This is a genomic window from Peptoniphilus hominis (ex Hitch et al. 2025) (assembly GCF_040096015.1).
Taxonomy (GTDB): domain Bacteria; phylum Bacillota; class Clostridia; order Tissierellales; family Peptoniphilaceae; genus Peptoniphilus_A; species Peptoniphilus_A hominis.
In genome coordinates this window covers 162579-177972 of record NZ_JBBMFO010000001.1, presented here as the reverse complement: position 1 = coordinate 177972, position 15394 = coordinate 162579, and the positions used below count along the sequence as shown (strand labels likewise).

Below are 15394 nucleotides of genomic sequence, written 5' to 3'. Positions count from 1 at the left end.
TTTCCACCTCCTACCTAAGACCAGGGAAAAGGAAGTAAACAAAGGCTGCAATAATTATCCCAAATACAACCTTAACCGCATCGTCGATGTACTTCTTAGTCCTCTCATTAGGCTTGATGTAGTGGTCTGATATCCTGTCTATATATAGCTTGTCTATCTTGTCATCAGTCTTTTTTGTTGTCCTATCGATGTTTGACACATCTTTTTTTATAATCTCTATATTTAAGTCTTGCCTTCTACTTAACTCCTTTTGTTCATCAATCTGCTTTCCGTGCATTTCGATTCTCTTATCCTGCGTTTTATCATTTTCTTCAAGCTTGGCAATCCTAATTTCATGATCCGTTATTCTTTCATTTTCCATGCTGTCACCTCTCCTTTAAAATTTTAAGGGAGGACTAAGCCTCCCTAAAGTTTAACCCTCGATGTCAATTGGCATACCATCAGCATCAAGACCAAGAGCCTTTAAATCCTCAAGAACTGCCTCTCTCCAAATCTTTGGCACTTGTCTAACCTTTTTATTTTCAGGATTGCAAGTTCTTCTTTGGCGAGATACCAATCCAACATATAGATCTAGCATACTTACACCTCCTCTCCTATTCAAAAATTCGTATAAAAAAAGACTTGCTAAAGCAAATCCAATTAATACCTTATTTAATCTTTTTACCATTTTCGTCATATCCTTGTCCCTTAAGTTCTGCGATAACCGCATCCCTTAAATTGGCAGGAACTAACTTTACATCCTTGTTGTTTACATCACAAGTTCTTCTTCCTCTAATTACTAATCCAACATATAAATCAATCATGCTTGACCTCCTAAAATAGTTTCATAAATTGTAGCTAAAACTTCATCCGTCTTTTCTGCCCTTTCGAGGTTTGTCTCATAGTTTGTTGCAACTGCCTCAGCAAGTGCTAAATTTCCGTCATTAATCTGTTTAAGTTCCTCTAGGATTGCCCCAGAGTCCCCAGCCTTTTGCAATTCCTTTAAAGACTTCTCATTAATAAATTCTACCGCCATAATATCCTCCTTACATGTAAGCTCCTACAAAGCCATAGAAATATGAGTAAAAACCCTCTTCTGTTTTGTCTCTATCAATTCTAACTTCCACACCAATACACCACTTATCTGCAGTTTTTGTTTTAGTCTTAAAATTATATTTTTGACCAATTAACTCTTCTGGAACAACTTCCCAAGTTGGATTAGCGTCCTTGGCATTTAAGGATACTTTAACAGTAAGTTTTGCACCCTTGGCAAGTTCAGCCAACACATTCGTGACTATTGCAGACGGTTGAGCGTCAACCTCTTTTGTCAATCTGTACCAGCAATAAGTGATGTTTTTACTAAACTCAATGTAGTTAGCACCCTTAGCGTTAAAAGAATCCGTCGCCTCAATTTTAATCTTGTGGTTTCCATTTTTTAACTTGGCATAGTCAAGTTTACCTATGCTAACTGTCTTTGATTGGTCTGGTGTTACTTTTCCAAGGTCTTGGACTTGTACATCGTCGATATAGACCTTAACTGTAATGTCATCGCCATCTGGGTCATTAGCCTTAAAAGAAAAACTAAAGGGCTTATTTTGCTCCCCAAGGTTTGAATTAGTCACTGTTACAACTGGGTTAGAATTTATCTTTTTAAAAGTATATCGTCTGATAGCACTTGCTTCTTTAGAGTCGGTAACCGTAATCTCGATTGTATTTTCTTTGTTCAGTTCTAACCCATCAAATTTTTCCTTATCAATATCAATTTCGTAAGACTCGCCTTTTGTCGCATTATTTATTGTTCGGATTGTTGCTGCGTTGAGTTTTACTGTGACGTTTAGGGTCTCGTTGCTGTCTGGGTCGTTTACACTAAAGATCTTTTTAAAAGGTGCTTTAAATCCACCTAAGTCCTCATCTTTACCAGAGATTGTAGGTGCTTGGTTATCTACTCCCTCATAGATATACCAATAATCGCCCTTTTGACCGTCATCTGGATAAGCTCTTCTATTTTCATCAGTAACCTTACCTATCTTAGAGCCTTTTTTTCTATATGATGAACTGTAAGTACCAACTAAAACTCCCCAAATTCGATGGTCATTCCATTGTCCTCCTGGAACACTCTCTATTCTTGTTAATCGATAAACATCATACCCACTTATCCACTCATCTCCAGGGTCTCTATCTCCAATATTTTGCGTTCCTAAAAACACTTCTGCACCTGGATTTGCGTAATATGTTGTACCTCCAGGCACCGAAATTGTTGTATATTTCCCCCATCTGTGTAAAATCATAAATTCACTTTCCTCTCTTAAACTACAAATCTTCCCATTTCAGGCTCATAAATACCTTCAAACTCTTCAGTCCCATAAAGTTTCTTGAAATCTACTCTAAAGTTATTGTATCGGCTATCAGTTTGAACTGCCGTACCCATAGAAGCTATTTTGAGAGCCAAATCCTGAATTAAATCCCAATTGCCCTTAACAGTCTGATTAGTTCTCCCAATCCCAGCTAAATCTAACAAATCTAATTGACTAGCACAAATCATTGACCTATCAATCTTGATGTTTATCACATCGACATTAGATACAACAACAATTATATCCATAGAAATCTCGACCATTTCTTGGTCATACACGGGAATAAAATCAGCGTGGTCTTCGTAATATGCCACCCCATATAGGATTTCTCCCTTTCTTGGGTCTTGGGCAAATAGACCAACCTCAGACATTAAAAAACCTTTTTTTGTTTTCCCGTTAGTGATAGCAAGAGATATTGTGCTAGTTCCATCTCCGTTAGCCTTAATTCCCTTAATATCTACTTCTTGTACCTCTTCCACTAACTTATCCATCTTAAAAAGAGTCGCTGTACTTTCTATTTTTCCAGTTCCAATAGCGGCCCTTGTAAAATTTAAAGGCTCTCCTGTTTGACAGTAAGCCAATAAATCTCGCCCTTTTTCTGTAAGATAAAATCTTCCTCTTTGCATTTCTTCTCCTTTCTACACCCTAAAGGCATTTTTGCCTTGGTCATACAAACCCTCAAAATCTTCATCTTCTTTAAGATTTTTAAAATCCTTAGAAAATTCCGTCCTCATTTTAGACCAAATTAATTTTTCCACATAAAACAACTTACTCTTTGACTTCCCATTAATTATTATGTCTTTTTTATCCCATAAACTCATATCAACCACCTAGTCAATCGCATAAATAGTATTTGGTTTTTTCGTAGTCAAATTGTTGTAATCTGTGAGGGTCATCTCAATCACATCAGGTTTTTCATTAATTTTTCTCCTGAGCTCCAATGTCCTCTTACATAAATCCCCAATCCAATCTTCCAAGTCTTGGCTTTTTGATAGATCAGCCCACACAGATAAGGTATTATATCCCCTAGTCTTACCTCTTGATATGTCTTTTCCATAAGCAGAATCCCACTTGTTATTCCACTTGCTAATCATTTCTTGAGTAACATTATTTTTCTGTGCCCCTGCCTCTATACCTTGTAGTTTTTGTATATCGGCTTGAGTTATTAAGCTTGGAGAAATCTCTGTATAAGTAGTTCCAGACCACCTATAAATATTTTCTGTAGATAAGTCCACATAGATTTTTCCCTTTTCTCCCGTGCTTGGGAATTTAGATTTGTTTGCATACTCTAAAACATCATCTACATAAGATGGCAACTGGTCGGCAGGTACTTTTCCGTCTCCACCTAAAGACGCATAACCATTAGCCTTGCCTTTGTTCTCTGCATTTTCTGCCGTGTAGTCAAGCTTACCTGCACTTACCTCTTGCTTAGTTGCATAAGTCTTTTTGATGTCCTCACTCTTTGCATAAGGTGTGAGGTCATAGACTTTAAGAACCTTTTCTGGCAACTGTGCTTCGGGTACTTTGCCTGTGCTATCAAGTGCAGCGTATCCGTTGACCTCGCCCTTGTGGATAGTGCTTTCTTTTGCTTCAAGGTCTTTTTTACTTGCCAACTTTTCTAAGTATTGACCTGTTAGGATGGGCTGCCATGGAGACCACACATGTTTTTTTGTGTTTTGATAATCTGCACCTACCCTAAAGTAGATGGCGTTCCTACTCGCAGCATCATACGCAATTTGGAAAATGTAGTTCCCAAAGTTCACAGTGTTGATATACCAGCCTTTTTGTCGGTCTGGTGTATTAGATGAGTCATAGTAAGCGAAAAACCACTCTTCCCTTATTCTATTTGCGTCAACTCTACCCTCAGCTTTAAGTTCGGCAACTGTCGTTCCGTCAGCTTTTTTATAAGCCTCTAAATCTTTTGCAGTTAAAAAGCTAGATAAGTCATAAGTTGTGTCCTTTAAAGCCTCATCTGGGAGTTGACTTACTGGGACTTTTTTGTTGCCATCAAGTGTTGCAAGTCCGTTGGCAACTCCTATAAGACCTTCAAGGTCATCAGTATTTTTTATAAGCTGAGTTAGGATATCCTTTAACAACTTCTTTTGATTATTAAGTGTTATGGAGTTGGAGTCCAAATTGCTATCGCTATCTAATTTACTATTCCAGGTTTCTTTTTCTGTTTCGCTTACAAATCGTCTACTTGTATCAGTTTCTATCATGCTTGCTTTATGGGATTCTGGGTGGATATAAACTGTGTCCTTGTCCTCATCAAAAACAACTTGCCCGTCAGAATTAAGTTTTAAAACTTGACCTACCTCGCCCTTTTCTGGCATTTTAACCCTGTTAGATATTGCCCTTAGTATCTCAACTATAGAGTCTTTGTTGGTGTTAAGTTCTGCAGCAATTTCTCTAAATGTATCATATTCTTTTGGAGCACCTTTTAATATTTCATCGAGTTTATCTATAACCTCTTGCGGTTTAAAAGATAGGTACTCGTCAAGTGGTACTCCCTCCTCGGTAAAAACTGTACTCGTAAAGATGTGAGGAGAAACTATTGCAAAATTTCCAGTAGTCTCATCATAAGCAAGGAGTTTTTTCCCTTTAAAAACTTGATTTATATCGTTAATTTTATTAGTCATACTTCATACGCACCCCACTTCCATCTTCAACTTCCAAAAACATTCCTTCTTGGTTTAAAGTCCAAACTTCTGGCATAATAGCAACCCTCTTAATCTTTTTGTGATAAGTCGCCATTCCCATGTATACAAGATTGTCAAATTCCTTGTCCTCAACCTTGTTAGGTAAGACCTTGTAGTGTTTGGCTTTTTGTCCGTACATTCCATAATAGATGGTCTGGTCTCGCACCAGGATAATTCCCTCGAGCCAAGACCTTGTGTTTTTAACTGCAAAGAGGGCTTTCATAAAACTTTTAAAGGTTTTCTCGTCCTTTAAAAAATCCTTGGTATAGATCCTAAAGTAGTAAGGCTCTCCACCATACTCATACCACTCCTTAAGCCAGGTGTCGTCAAAGACATCGGACAGTAACTCTTCCACTGCAAAGGGAGTCCCCTTATACCTGTGATACTTTATGGCTTTTTTAACCATAGTCCTCTTTTTTTCTATGGGTAGGTCCGCATCATAAAAATCCACGTGGCACTCATAAGCCAAGTGATTGAGCATGTTCTCATCAAGCCTATCAATGTTGGCATACAAAAACAGCCTTGGGATAAAGACCTTAAAGTTTTGGTCTATGTAAGGCTGTAGGATCTCATTTATAATTTTTATGGTTTCGTTGTCGTCAATGCTAGAGGGCAGCATTTTATTAAGCATTACATCACTCATCTTCTACCCCCATAAATTTAATTGACTTTGTCCCACTTAGGTGGGCAACCTCATCATAATTAAGGACCTTAAACTTAGGAGATACTATCTCAACCCTTTTTGCCCCTGCATTTACCATTTGCTCTATGAGTTTGTCTGGGTTTATATCTCGTCCTAGCTTTTCCTTCTGCCAGTCCACATAGTCCTCAATTACCTGGTCTACTTTTTTGATAATGTCGCTTGTAAAGTATTTGTCCTCAGTTGAGATATAGTATTTTAAGTCCAGGTCATACTCAACAATTGTAGGTTTTCTAATTTGCACCTTGTCAGTTAAAGGTCTTACCTTTCTATCGTTTAATTTGTCCTTGATGTCCTTTATTATCTCATCATTAGGTAGCTGCCCCCCAGTCATAAGTGGTATCACATCAACTACACCTGGACTGGGACTGTGGACTGCTGCATCAATTATATTTTGATTTACTGCCTTTGTGTGGTAGAGGTAAGCCCCATCAGGACCTGCTGTAGTCATCTTTTCTGGTGATTCGTGGATTCTCTCCCTAAACCTATCATCAGTTTCTCTTTCTGCCCCACCAGAGGACACAGTCAAATTTTCCACTGACTGGTAGTAAGGGAAAACATCAACGATGATGCTTATGGAACCCTTGGCAATTCCGTTACCTGCCACACCTATGGTCTCACATTCAGCTTGTGCAGTAATTTCTGTTTCCCCTGCAGGGATTTCCAATTCCTCTAGGGTCTTAAAGACTAAGTTGTTTTGAGACTTAACCCTAGTCCCTTTAGGTATTACATTGACGTAGTTAAGGGCAGTTGACATTTTAAATTTTAACATGGTCTTGGCTGCCTTTGCAGGTAGTCTTACTTCATCCATAAAGGCTCCCTTGTGGTCCAAAAAGTCTCCACGACTGTAGGCCAAAAGGTTCATCTTTCCAGTATCGTTGATTTTCTCCCTATCTAGCAAGATAAGGTCTAATAGAGTTAAGAGCATTATTCTTTCAGGCGATGCAGGGTAAATATCCTTGCCCATTCGCCTTGCCAACTCTTCTGTTGCAGCGTCTATAACCTCTTGAGGCACCACATTTATAAAATCAACATCTTCTAATCCCCAATACATTTCTGTCACCCCCTCAAATACTCATCTTTAATGTCTATAAGTAGCTTAACTTCCACTTGTCCGTCCAGGCTTGCCAAGTATGGCTTGATTTCAAGGACTTCAACTCGTGGCTCGTTTTCTTCTATGGCTGTGTATACTGCCTGGTATAATTTCCCTGCCCTATTGGTAGGTTGGTCAATGATATTTGAATCAATCCCCAGTGCCCTATCCAAAAAGACAGTTTTCTTCACAGTTGAGAGGAGGATATTTACACATTGGACTATGTCCTCAAATCCAACTGCCCCAAGCCTGTATTGCATCTGCTTGCCAGTATCTATTGCAGCCTTCATTTTTTCAACAACCCCTTTGTCATCTGTAGGCTCTTATCCAGGGCAGTTAAACCCGCCCCAAGTACAGGAGATACAGCAAAACTCTTTAATAGGGCCTTGTTTTTAGCAACTGTAAGTTTTTCCTGCTTAGCCTTTTTGCTAGGCTGTTTAGTTACTTTATTCTCCGCACCAGCCTTTTTCTCTACAACTTCTTTAAGTTTAATTTCGGCAGACACCGATAGGACATTTCCATGGTTATCTACACGGTTATAGGTCTGCGGTATGTCTATAATTACAAATGTACCGCTTCCCACTTTTCGACTACCAAGGAAAAATGGAAGAATTTCTCCCTCGTCCATTTTTTTCTTTAGTTTTTCAATTTCCGCCAATGGATTGACCTTATCCTCAATTCTCCATTGAATTTTTAAAGTTACTTCGTCAAGATTAGGTCCAATATATTCAAGGGCAGGTTTTCTCTGTAGTGATGCGTGTTCTGCATATCTCACACTTTGTGTTGTACTCATTTCCTGAAAAGTGTGTATCCTGTTTGAGCTTGCTACAAACTCTAAATCTCCAAGTATACCTATCATTGTCTAACACCGTCCGCTATTCCTCTTAAGTCTCCAATAAATTCTGGCGACTTAGTGTTTACATCGACTCTGGCACTACCAGTAACATGTAAATCCCCCTTAACCCTAAGGGTCTTACACTTAATTTCCATCTCGCCTGTATTATCGTTATAGAGTATATAATCATCTGTTTTAAATTTAATAATTTTAATGGCGGGGTCTTTAACTGGCGGTTTATCTATGTCATCATAGTAAGCCCCCTCGATAAAACCCTCCTCGATACCATTTGCTAAAAAAGAACACACCACTTGTTCCCCAATTTCGGGCATGGCATAAATTCTCATGCCCTTAGTGTGATTAAACATTATCGGTATCTCCTTAGATGTAATCTCATCCTTATCCTCAAAGAGGACTCGAGCCTTAGCCTCTTCGGGATTTATTTTTGTAACAGTCCCTATCATAAAGGTCCTGTTGTCGTCATCAACTATATGTGCCATCTTAACCTCCCGTTGGTCTATAAGCCTTATATCCCTTAGTTCTTAATTTACCTACAACTACACCCTTTCTAGGTTGTGCCTCAATGACCTTGCCGTCTCCAATATATATCATGGCATGACCCTTGCCGCCTCGTCTGTAATTTAGGACATCTCCTCTTTGTAAATCCGACATAGGCACTTCTTTTAAGTAGCCGCAGTTTGGTAGACTCGATGTATCATAGGCTGCTCCTTTTGGCATTAGCCCTGCAGCAGACATTGACCTACATACAGTAGAAGAGCAGTCAGCATATTTGGCAGACATACGCATGGGCTGTGAGTAGCCCATACCTATCATAGATTCAGCGTGAGATATCATAGCCTCAACCTTGTCAGACCCTTTGGCACTGTCACTTTCTGTACTAGATGATGTAGTAATTGACATGCCTTTATAGAATTTCCTGCAATCCAAGTCTACTGTGTAGCCGTTACTATCAATCTTATGCGTTACTGAGTCTATGAGGTATTTTCCATCAAAAACACCCCAACCAGAAACATTTATAATATTTTTCCCATAGACTGCTTTATCTGGAGCAAAAGAAAATTTTGCAGTTTTTGTTTTTGCATTTTCTCTTTTTAAAGCATCCTTACAAAGTTGTTCATTTTCTGCATCGGACTTGACTTTTTTATTGAGTCTTAAGACCTTTTTAGACTTTTTCTCTTTTTTTGACTCTGCCTTTGCCTTGAAGACTTTTCTAGTCTTCGAATCCTTATATTGATTTTCACAGGAAGTATAAGCTCCAATTGAAGACTCGTCAAACTCCCAATTTAAAAGGTCAAATATATCGCTTTTATCTGCGTCCTCACGATGATTATAGATGTTAAAATCTGGACCCTTGCTCTCGTAATATTCCTCATCAGTAATAATTATCTTAGTGTTGTTGACTTTGACATCATAGCCTAAGTCCTTGCAAAGTTTTTTTATAAACTCAATGTCACTTAAATTATTTTGGTCTACCTTGTCGTACAATTTATCTTTCTGTATATTAAATACCGCACTGTAGCCATACTTCCCTGCTATCTCGCTAACTATAGCCTTAAATTTTATTTTTTCCCATGCCTTAGACCTTTTAGTGTCTCGTATCTCGCCACTAATAAAAGCGGTTATTGCCTTGATAGTAGTTATGTTTGGCTTACCCTTTACATTGATGCTGTCAACTTCAAACTTGCCAATTGGTACAGGTATAGTCGCCCCGTCTTTAATAATAATAATGGTCGCATTAATGGTATCTCCCTTTTCAGGAAACCACTCCTTATACCAAAGTTCTTCCTTGTTTTCCAAGGTGAGTTGCAAGTCCTCGGCGTCATTGTCATTGTCGGTGTAGCTAAAGTCAAGGATATACTCCTGGATCTCCTTGGTTATATCCTTGCCCTTGTAAATTACCTTTAATTTTGTTCTATCTGCTTTTCCCATCTACTCACCTCTTCCAAGGTGGAGTGTTAGCACTGTCGGGTAGAGGGATATCAGGACAAATAAGAGGTACCCCTGCCTCAAAAAAGACAGTTTCCACAAGCTCGATGTTAGCTTCGATTAGTTCCTTCATGTGGACTTCATCTCCATAGATTTCATAGGCGATTAAGTCCCATGTGTCTCCCAACTTAGTGACATAGACATCAAGACTCTCATAGTCAAGATAGGGATCTCCGCTTTGGCCATCCGTAGTTTGTAAATTTATTACCTTATCCATCAGACTAACACCACTCTTTCTCTATCTCTATCCATGTCCCTTAATAGGTCAACCATAACTCTTTTTAACTCTGGAGTAGCGTATCTTATGGCATTTTGGATTTCTTCTTGTACTCCCTTTTGTGCCCCTCTTGCGTCAATTTGCATGTTTATACTCACTCCTTGCCTACTTGGTGGGCTGTAAGAGGATATGTTTGAGTTAATGGATTTGAGCCTTGACTCATCTCCAAGAAGTCCCATTCTGCTACCCGCATACTGCCAAAGGGCTTCTGACCTCTTGTCTTTGTTAAGTGGGATAACCGCTTCGTGGTCTCCACCTTCTCCGACTAGAGCCATTTGTGGTCTAGTTACTACCCCACCAGTTGCCATGGCACGTACACCATTCCCACCACCAGTGAGTTTTTGTATTCCACTAGATACTTTATCTTTGATGTTAGAGGCAATTCCCCCAACACCCTCTTTTATTCGTCCAACAATCTCTTTGGCCTTATTAAGAGGTGCCAGGAAGAAGTCTTTGACTGCATTTCCTGCGTTCGTAAAGTGCTGCTTCATTGCTTCAAATTTTTCTGCGACATGGTTTTTTAATTCAATCACTTTGTTTTTGCCCAACTCGATTTTTGAGTTAACCCAGTCCATGGCAGCACCTGCAATGGCCTTGACCTTGTCCCAGTTTTTCCAAAGTAAAAATAGGGCACCAACTGCAAGCATAATACCAATGGCCATAGGGTTTGCCTCAAGTAATTTTGTCAAATCACTTACAATTCTAAAAGCTTTTTTCGTGCCCATAAAAGCATTATTCAGGGCTAATATCGTCGGCACTGCAACAGCAAGACCTGCAAGAGCACCAGCAATTTTTAATATAGACTCCATCGCCTTTGGATTTTCGTCGGCAAAGGTCTTTATTTTTGTTGCCATTTCTTGGAGTTTTTCAACGCCTTTTTTAAAGTAGGGTAGCATGGCACTACCAATTACCATGCCTGCGTCCACTGCTTGGTTGCGCAAGATTTTTAACTGGTTGGCAGTTGTCCCCGCCTGTGCATCAAATTCCTTCTGCATAGAGCCTGCGTATTTTGATTTATCTCCTACCATACCTAAGTACTCTTTTACCAGGTCTAAATTATTTAATAGGGGTGCAATTGCCCCAATGTTTTGTTGGCCAAATATATCTCTTAAGGCTCCAGTTTGTTCCTCTGGCTTTAGGGCTTTGATTTTTTCAAAGACATCGATTATGGTTCCTGCTCCATCCATCTTCATGGACTTGGATAGGTCGGCACCACCTATGCCGAGTATGGCTTTTGATGCCTTGTTACCACCAGATGCAAGGGTAGTTAGTACCTTTTTGATACCAGTTGCCGCAACATCGTCTTGAGTACCCATGGCTATCATGGCTGCACCAAGACCTGCTACTTCTCCACTTCCCACACCTGCTACTTCTCCTAATGCACCCACTCGAGAGATAACATTGGAGATTGACGCAGCTGAGGCTGCAGAGTTATTACCTAGGTAGTTAACCTTGTCCCCTAAGGCTTGGAGCTCGTTCATATCCATTCCAAAGGCAGCCTTCCAGTTGGCCATCTTTTGACCTGCTTCGCCTGCCTCCATGTCAAAGGCTACACCCATCTTTGCTGCAAGTTCTGAAAACTTTGATAAGTCTACAGTCTCAATCCCACCTTGGGCACCTGCGGCTGCAAGTTCTCCGATTTCTTGGTAGGACATTGGGATTTCTGTAGTTATCATCTTTTTAAGACTGTCAGTGACTTCTTTTTTCTGCTTGTCATCTTTAAAGTCTGCAACCTTAGCTATTTCTGCGTTGACAGACTCTTCATCAATAGCAAATTTTAAGGGCACTGCAGCAGCTGCACCAAAGGCAGCTGTCCTTTTCATGGCTTTCTTAGCATAATCTCCTGCCTTGCCAAACCTTTCCTGCATTTCCTTGTAGTTTTCCTTTATAGACATTTTGGCTGCGAGTTTTTGTTGGGATTTTTCAAAGTCACCAGTCTTAAATCCTGCCTTTGCCAAGGATCCCGATAACTCATCTAACTTGCTTTTCTGGTCAACTATTTTTGCATTTACTGCATCGATTGAGGCTTTAGATTTCTCGTACCTCTCGCTTAACCTTGATGTCTCTTCCCTGGACTTGGCAAGTTTATTTGCAAGTTCTTGACTTTTTCCACCAGTGTTTTTAAATTCTTGAGCCAGGGCCTCTGTCCTTGCCTTGGATTCATTAAAGGCTCGTCTAAGTTCTAGGGTCTTTTCTTTAGTCGTCTTAAGCTTTGTTTCTAGTTTTCCCAAGCCAGATTCCATGGCTTTAAACTTTTCTGCCCCTAGCTGTACGCTTTTTAGGTCCTTAAATTGTTTGTTTAGTTTTGTGGCTTTACTAGCCACTGACTTAAAACTGGAGTTCACAGACCCGCTCAGTTTACCATCAATTTTTATTAGCAACTCATGTACTCTTGCCATAAAGCCACCTCCTAACTTCTCCTAGTTTCCTTGTAAAACTCGTCTACTGTGTCAATCCACTCATCAAGTTCTACAAGTGGAGTGTTCTTAAAAAAATCTATACTGTTTTTAGTCGATAAAGAAAGGCTGAGAAATAACTTTTTTATGGTCTTTCTCATCCTTTTTATCGTCATCCCCCTACCGACTAATCGATTAAAAAATCCATCACAAAGTAGCAAATTGCTGTGGCATCCTTGGCGGACATGTAATACATGATTTCCTTAGGTCTTTTCATAGCAATGGCAGCAATATTTGCAAGATAAATCTTGTTAGTTTCTTGGACAAAACTTTCTACCCCCTTAGAGGCATCCATAATGTCCTTACCTGTAAGGGAGTCTAGGTCAAGATAGACCTCTTCAATTAGTTCTCCCTCGAATTCAAAAGGTTTTATAAGCTTAAAAACCTTATTATTTGATTCTTCGCTAGGTTTTTCCTCAGATAAATTCAAATTTTCGCCATTTTTTGATTTTATTTCGGCTTTTTCCCCATATAAAATCAAATTTTCCCTGTTTTTTGATTTTATTTCAGGTCTTTCACTGTATAAATCATTTTTTTCCTTGTTTTTTAATTCTTCGTAGTATTTTCTATAGACCTCTTCTTGCCCTGGCTCCTGATTAAATTGAGCCACATGTCTTTCTTCCACATGTGGCTCTTCAAAGTCAGGCGCATTTACTGCAAGATTGTTAGGGTCATAATTAGGGTCGTAATTATTCAACTTTTAACACCTCTTACATTCCAATTTGATCTCTTACTTCTTCTAGGTAGTCTTTTCCATCAATTCTGCAAATGTAGTTTAACTTATCAATTTCGCAGATTTCTTTGTTGTCGATGTATAACTTTAGGTAAGTTATTTCTTGCTCAATTGATGTGTCTGTCGCTTTTCCAACTTCAAACTTTCCAAGTTCAACAGACTTTGGAAGGACTGATACAGTTAGGGAGCAAGGGTAAGGAATAATCTTACCCGTTGCAGAGTCATACTTTTGTAGAGATCCCCTACAATTTAGTAGTGTTCCTGCGGGCTCTATAAAAGATGCAATTTCTTCTGATAGGGCCCTAAAGTTGATGGATATTGTCATAGATGACAATTGACCTAGTGCGGGTGTTTCAGTTTCCCCTGCAATTCCGCCACCAGATAGGGTCTCTGTCATGTACTCTAGCGTTGGTAGGGTTACATCAGCAACCCCAAGTAATCTACTGCCCTTAAAGACATTAAAGCCAATTAATTTATCAGGTATTCTCATTTTTTACCTCCTTAAAGTGCTGCAATAGTCTCAACAAAAGTACTTAAGTACTCTACGTTGTACTCTTGTATAAACTCAATTTGTCGCATTGGTGCAGGTGGAGTCATGTAGACGTGGAATCTTATAATTCCATCCATAAGGTCGGTAATAGGATTTTCGTCAGTTAGTACTTTTACCCTTGCCCCGTATAGACAGCCTTGGGCAACTAGACCATTAAGCCATAGGTTTGCAGAGTCAATAATTGTTTCTACAGACCTCTTGTTCATTGGATTGTCAACCTTATTCCAGAATGTTAAAACGAGCGTGTTTGCCACCCAGTTAAACATTCTACGAATTGGGATAAAGGCATCCTTGACATCTGTATTTGACGGATAAGCCCCTGTCCTATTCCCCCAAAGTTTCCAACCGCTGAAATTAAATGCAGTAACCACACCTTGACCATTTAAATAGTTTGCTTCATCAAGTCCAAATAATCTCTCTTCACCTTTCATGATAGTTTTATCAATTTTAATCATCTTATTTGATGGTGAAACGTATGGTATGTCATCATTGTCAAAGTCGGTCTGATTGATGACTCCAATCATGTGAGTAGATAAATTGTATACCTTATCTCCTAGACCAACCTTTGGATAACATACAAATTGATGAGTTGAGACAAAGTTCTTGATGTTCTTTTCTCTTGACACCTCATCGTAATTTTTATCTGCATCTAGGTCGATTAAAGCATCAGCCTTAAAGACTCCGTTAATTCTTGCGGCCTTAGTTTCCATAATTGCTGCAACTTCGGAGTCCCCAGAGTAGCCTGGTGCTGCAACAATTCCAGGTACAAGACCAAATCTTGGATATACCTCAGATACAAGTTCAAGACCTGTCTTTTTATTAGTTGCTCCATCAATACCGCCGATAATTTCTTTCTTAGTTATTTTTTCTGGAGTAATCTTGTCAAATTCTGCAGTATAAGTTCCATCTACCATTTTTTCTGCTGTTACAATGATATTTGGATAGTCATTGTCGTTTTCAAATTCTATGATGTAATCTTCTGCAAGGTTAAAAACTTCTGCCCCATTTTGAGCCTTAATTTTAAGACTTTCAGGTATTACCCCTGCAACTTTTAATTGTCCCTTACCTCTTACAATTTCAAAAGTTCCGTTGCCTGTCTCCATATGCTTTTTTGGGTCAAGGACATTGACTAATACAATTGGAGCCATGCCATATAAAGCAAATTGGGAGTAAATCATTTCACTTAATGTGTAATTTTCCCAATCTTCGGAAAAACCAAATTTCTTAACTGCTTCTTCGTAGCTAAAAATTAGGTAAGGTCTGTTAGTTTCTGCAGGATCTATTGCCTTATTAATTGGTGCTGTACCAAAAACAACTGGCAATCCACAGTCCACCCTTACTGGTGGGACTATTCTAGTGGGTATTTCTCGTGTATACACACCATGTCTATAAGCCATTATTTATCCCCCTTTTTTCTAAGTTCTCTAAATTTTTCCTTTACTATTTTATTAAGTGCATAAATGCCTGAACCCTCAGTTCTTGCATCTAGTAGTGCCTGTGATGCCTTATCAACTGGCACAAATAACTTTTTAAGTTGTGGCACTTCTTCAAACTTCTCCTCAATTTGTTTTGGTAGTGAGTTGATGTAAACTGTAGACTGTAGCAGTCCTAGTTCTAGGATTGTGTCCCCTACATAGATTAGATGTAGTGGCTCTGCCTTTGTCTCAGGGACTTCTTTTTTTATTTCTTTTTTCTCTACCATTTCTATCCT

Annotated in this window: 21 protein-coding genes; all 21 read right to left on the bottom strand. The window is 39.1% G+C overall.

The features are described from left to right. Nucleotides 1–10: 10 nt before the first annotated feature. Nucleotides 11–361 (bottom strand): hypothetical protein, encoded by a 351-nt coding sequence (locus tag WMO19_RS00965; RefSeq protein WP_349169844.1) that lies wholly within the window; start codon nt 359–361, stop codon nt 11–13. Nucleotides 362–412: 51 nt separating this feature from the next. Beyond that, complete coding sequence (locus tag WMO19_RS00960) at nt 413–577, bottom strand: CD1375 family protein (RefSeq protein ID WP_349169843.1); 165 nt, start codon at nt 575–577, stop codon at nt 413–415. Between the two features lie 70 nt (nt 578–647). Continuing rightward, nucleotides 648–803 (bottom strand): CD1375 family protein, encoded by a 156-nt coding sequence (locus tag WMO19_RS00955; protein WP_349169842.1) that lies wholly within the window; start codon nt 801–803, stop codon nt 648–650. Then, nucleotides 800–1015, bottom strand: a complete 216-nt coding sequence (locus WMO19_RS00950; RefSeq protein WP_349169841.1) for a hypothetical protein — start codon at nt 1013–1015, stop codon at nt 800–802. Before WMO19_RS00950 ends, WMO19_RS00955 begins: the two co-directional genes overlap by 4 nt. 10 nt (nt 1016–1025) lie before the next feature. Continuing rightward, complete coding sequence (locus tag WMO19_RS00945) at nt 1026–2267, bottom strand: hypothetical protein (protein WP_349169840.1); 1242 nt, start codon at nt 2265–2267, stop codon at nt 1026–1028. Nucleotides 2268–2284: 17 nt separating this feature from the next. Then, nucleotides 2285–2959 carry a phage tail-collar fiber domain-containing protein gene (locus WMO19_RS00940; protein WP_349169839.1) on the bottom strand — a complete coding sequence of 225 codons (675 nt, stop codon included), beginning with the start codon at nt 2957–2959 and terminating at the stop codon, nt 2285–2287. A 12-nt stretch (nt 2960–2971) separates the two neighbouring features. Next, the gene (locus WMO19_RS00935; RefSeq protein WP_349169838.1) at nt 2972–3154 is read right to left on the bottom strand and encodes a hypothetical protein; all 183 of its coding nucleotides are present in this window, start codon (nt 3152–3154) and stop codon (nt 2972–2974) included. 9 nt (nt 3155–3163) lie between these two features. Beyond that, nucleotides 3164–4972, bottom strand: a complete 1809-nt coding sequence (locus tag WMO19_RS00930) for a hypothetical protein (protein WP_349169837.1) — start codon at nt 4970–4972, stop codon at nt 3164–3166. Then, complete coding sequence (locus WMO19_RS00925) at nt 4965–5675, bottom strand: phage tail protein I (protein ID WP_349169836.1); 711 nt, start codon at nt 5673–5675, stop codon at nt 4965–4967. Before WMO19_RS00925 ends, WMO19_RS00930 begins: the two co-directional genes overlap by 8 nt. Further along, on the bottom strand, nt 5668–6786 hold the full coding sequence (locus WMO19_RS00920) for a baseplate assembly protein (RefSeq protein ID WP_349169835.1): 1119 nt from the start codon (nt 6784–6786) through the stop codon (nt 5668–5670). The genes WMO19_RS00925 and WMO19_RS00920 overlap by 8 nt, the downstream gene beginning before the upstream one ends. Nucleotides 6787–6791: 5 nt before the next feature. Then, on the bottom strand, nt 6792–7115 hold the full coding sequence (locus WMO19_RS00915; protein WP_349169834.1) for a hypothetical protein: 324 nt from the start codon (nt 7113–7115) through the stop codon (nt 6792–6794). Next, the gene (locus WMO19_RS00910) at nt 7112–7684 is read right to left on the bottom strand and encodes a phage tail protein (RefSeq protein WP_349169833.1); all 573 of its coding nucleotides are present in this window, start codon (nt 7682–7684) and stop codon (nt 7112–7114) included. Before WMO19_RS00910 ends, WMO19_RS00915 begins: the two co-directional genes overlap by 4 nt. After that, a complete protein-coding gene (locus WMO19_RS00905; protein ID WP_349169832.1) occupies nt 7681–8160 on the bottom strand; it encodes a phage baseplate assembly protein V in 480 nt (159 codons plus the stop codon). The genes WMO19_RS00910 and WMO19_RS00905 overlap by 4 nt, the downstream gene beginning before the upstream one ends. A gap of 1 nt (nt 8161) precedes the next feature. Beyond that, nucleotides 8162–9610 carry an NlpC/P60 family protein gene (locus WMO19_RS00900; protein WP_349169831.1) on the bottom strand — a complete coding sequence of 483 codons (1449 nt, stop codon included), beginning with the start codon at nt 9608–9610 and terminating at the stop codon, nt 8162–8164. Nucleotides 9611–9614: 4 nt separating this feature from the next. Continuing rightward, on the bottom strand, nt 9615–9884 hold the full coding sequence (locus tag WMO19_RS00895) for a tail protein X (RefSeq protein ID WP_349169830.1): 270 nt from the start codon (nt 9882–9884) through the stop codon (nt 9615–9617). Next, on the bottom strand, nt 9884–12343 hold the full coding sequence (locus tag WMO19_RS00890) for a phage tail tape measure protein (RefSeq protein WP_349169829.1): 2460 nt from the start codon (nt 12341–12343) through the stop codon (nt 9884–9886). Before WMO19_RS00890 ends, WMO19_RS00895 begins: the two co-directional genes overlap by 1 nt. An 11-nt stretch (nt 12344–12354) precedes the next feature. Next, nucleotides 12355–12516 (bottom strand): hypothetical protein, encoded by a 162-nt coding sequence (locus tag WMO19_RS00885; protein WP_349169828.1) that lies wholly within the window; start codon nt 12514–12516, stop codon nt 12355–12357. A gap of 11 nt (nt 12517–12527) precedes the next feature. Continuing rightward, nucleotides 12528–13097 (bottom strand): hypothetical protein, encoded by a 570-nt coding sequence (locus WMO19_RS00880; protein ID WP_349169827.1) that lies wholly within the window; start codon nt 13095–13097, stop codon nt 12528–12530. A gap of 13 nt (nt 13098–13110) precedes the next feature. After that, nucleotides 13111–13623: a phage major tail tube protein gene (locus WMO19_RS00875; protein WP_349169826.1), complete on the bottom strand. Its 513-nt coding sequence runs from the start codon at nt 13621–13623 to the stop codon at nt 13111–13113. Nucleotides 13624–13634: 11 nt separating this feature from the next. Further along, the gene (locus WMO19_RS00870) at nt 13635–15080 is read right to left on the bottom strand and encodes a phage tail sheath family protein (protein ID WP_349169825.1); all 1446 of its coding nucleotides are present in this window, start codon (nt 15078–15080) and stop codon (nt 13635–13637) included. Continuing rightward, a complete protein-coding gene (locus WMO19_RS00865; protein WP_349169824.1) occupies nt 15080–15385 on the bottom strand; it encodes a hypothetical protein in 306 nt (101 codons plus the stop codon). Before WMO19_RS00865 ends, WMO19_RS00870 begins: the two co-directional genes overlap by 1 nt. Nucleotides 15386–15394 lie beyond the last annotated feature (9 nt).

What these genes read in the sequence shown, in the direction of transcription:
- WMO19_RS00925 (WP_349169836.1), bottom strand. Translation starts at nt 5,675, where the DNA reads ATGAGTGATGTAATGCTTAATAAAATGCTGCCCTCTAGCATTGACGAC.
- WMO19_RS00890 (WP_349169829.1), bottom strand. Translation starts at nt 12,343, where the DNA reads ATGGCAAGAGTACATGAGTTGCTAATAAAAATTGATGGTAAACTGAGC.
- WMO19_RS00955 (WP_349169842.1), bottom strand. Translation starts at nt 803, where the DNA reads ATGATTGATTTATATGTTGGATTAGTAATTAGAGGAAGAAGAACTTGT.
- WMO19_RS00905 (WP_349169832.1), bottom strand. Translation starts at nt 8,160, where the DNA reads ATGGCACATATAGTTGATGACGACAACAGGACCTTTATGATAGGGACT.
- WMO19_RS00865 (WP_349169824.1), bottom strand. Translation starts at nt 15,385, where the DNA reads ATGGTAGAGAAAAAAGAAATAAAAAAAGAAGTCCCTGAGACAAAGGCA.
- WMO19_RS00915 (WP_349169834.1), bottom strand. Translation starts at nt 7,115, where the DNA reads ATGAAGGCTGCAATAGATACTGGCAAGCAGATGCAATACAGGCTTGGG.
- WMO19_RS00935 (WP_349169838.1), bottom strand. Translation starts at nt 3,154, where the DNA reads ATGAGTTTATGGGATAAAAAAGACATAATAATTAATGGGAAGTCAAAG.
- WMO19_RS00945 (WP_349169840.1), bottom strand. Translation starts at nt 2,267, where the DNA reads ATGATTTTACACAGATGGGGGAAATATACAACAATTTCGGTGCCTGGA.
- WMO19_RS00875 (WP_349169826.1), bottom strand. Translation starts at nt 13,623, where the DNA reads ATGAGAATACCTGATAAATTAATTGGCTTTAATGTCTTTAAGGGCAGT.
- WMO19_RS00885 (WP_349169828.1), bottom strand. Translation starts at nt 12,516, where the DNA reads ATGACGATAAAAAGGATGAGAAAGACCATAAAAAAGTTATTTCTCAGC.
- WMO19_RS00910 (WP_349169833.1), bottom strand. Translation starts at nt 7,684, where the DNA reads ATGATAGGTATACTTGGAGATTTAGAGTTTGTAGCAAGCTCAAACAGG.
- WMO19_RS00960 (WP_349169843.1), bottom strand. Translation starts at nt 577, where the DNA reads ATGCTAGATCTATATGTTGGATTGGTATCTCGCCAAAGAAGAACTTGC.
- WMO19_RS00950 (WP_349169841.1), bottom strand. Translation starts at nt 1,015, where the DNA reads ATGGCGGTAGAATTTATTAATGAGAAGTCTTTAAAGGAATTGCAAAAG.
- WMO19_RS00895 (WP_349169830.1), bottom strand. Translation starts at nt 9,884, where the DNA reads ATGGATAAGGTAATAAATTTACAAACTACGGATGGCCAAAGCGGAGAT.
- WMO19_RS00900 (WP_349169831.1), bottom strand. Translation starts at nt 9,610, where the DNA reads ATGGGAAAAGCAGATAGAACAAAATTAAAGGTAATTTACAAGGGCAAG.
- WMO19_RS00920 (WP_349169835.1), bottom strand. Translation starts at nt 6,786, where the DNA reads ATGTATTGGGGATTAGAAGATGTTGATTTTATAAATGTGGTGCCTCAA.
- WMO19_RS00940 (WP_349169839.1), bottom strand. Translation starts at nt 2,959, where the DNA reads ATGCAAAGAGGAAGATTTTATCTTACAGAAAAAGGGCGAGATTTATTG.
- WMO19_RS00870 (WP_349169825.1), bottom strand. Translation starts at nt 15,080, where the DNA reads ATGGCTTATAGACATGGTGTGTATACACGAGAAATACCCACTAGAATA.
- WMO19_RS00965 (WP_349169844.1), bottom strand. Translation starts at nt 361, where the DNA reads ATGGAAAATGAAAGAATAACGGATCATGAAATTAGGATTGCCAAGCTT.
- WMO19_RS00930 (WP_349169837.1), bottom strand. Translation starts at nt 4,972, where the DNA reads ATGACTAATAAAATTAACGATATAAATCAAGTTTTTAAAGGGAAAAAA.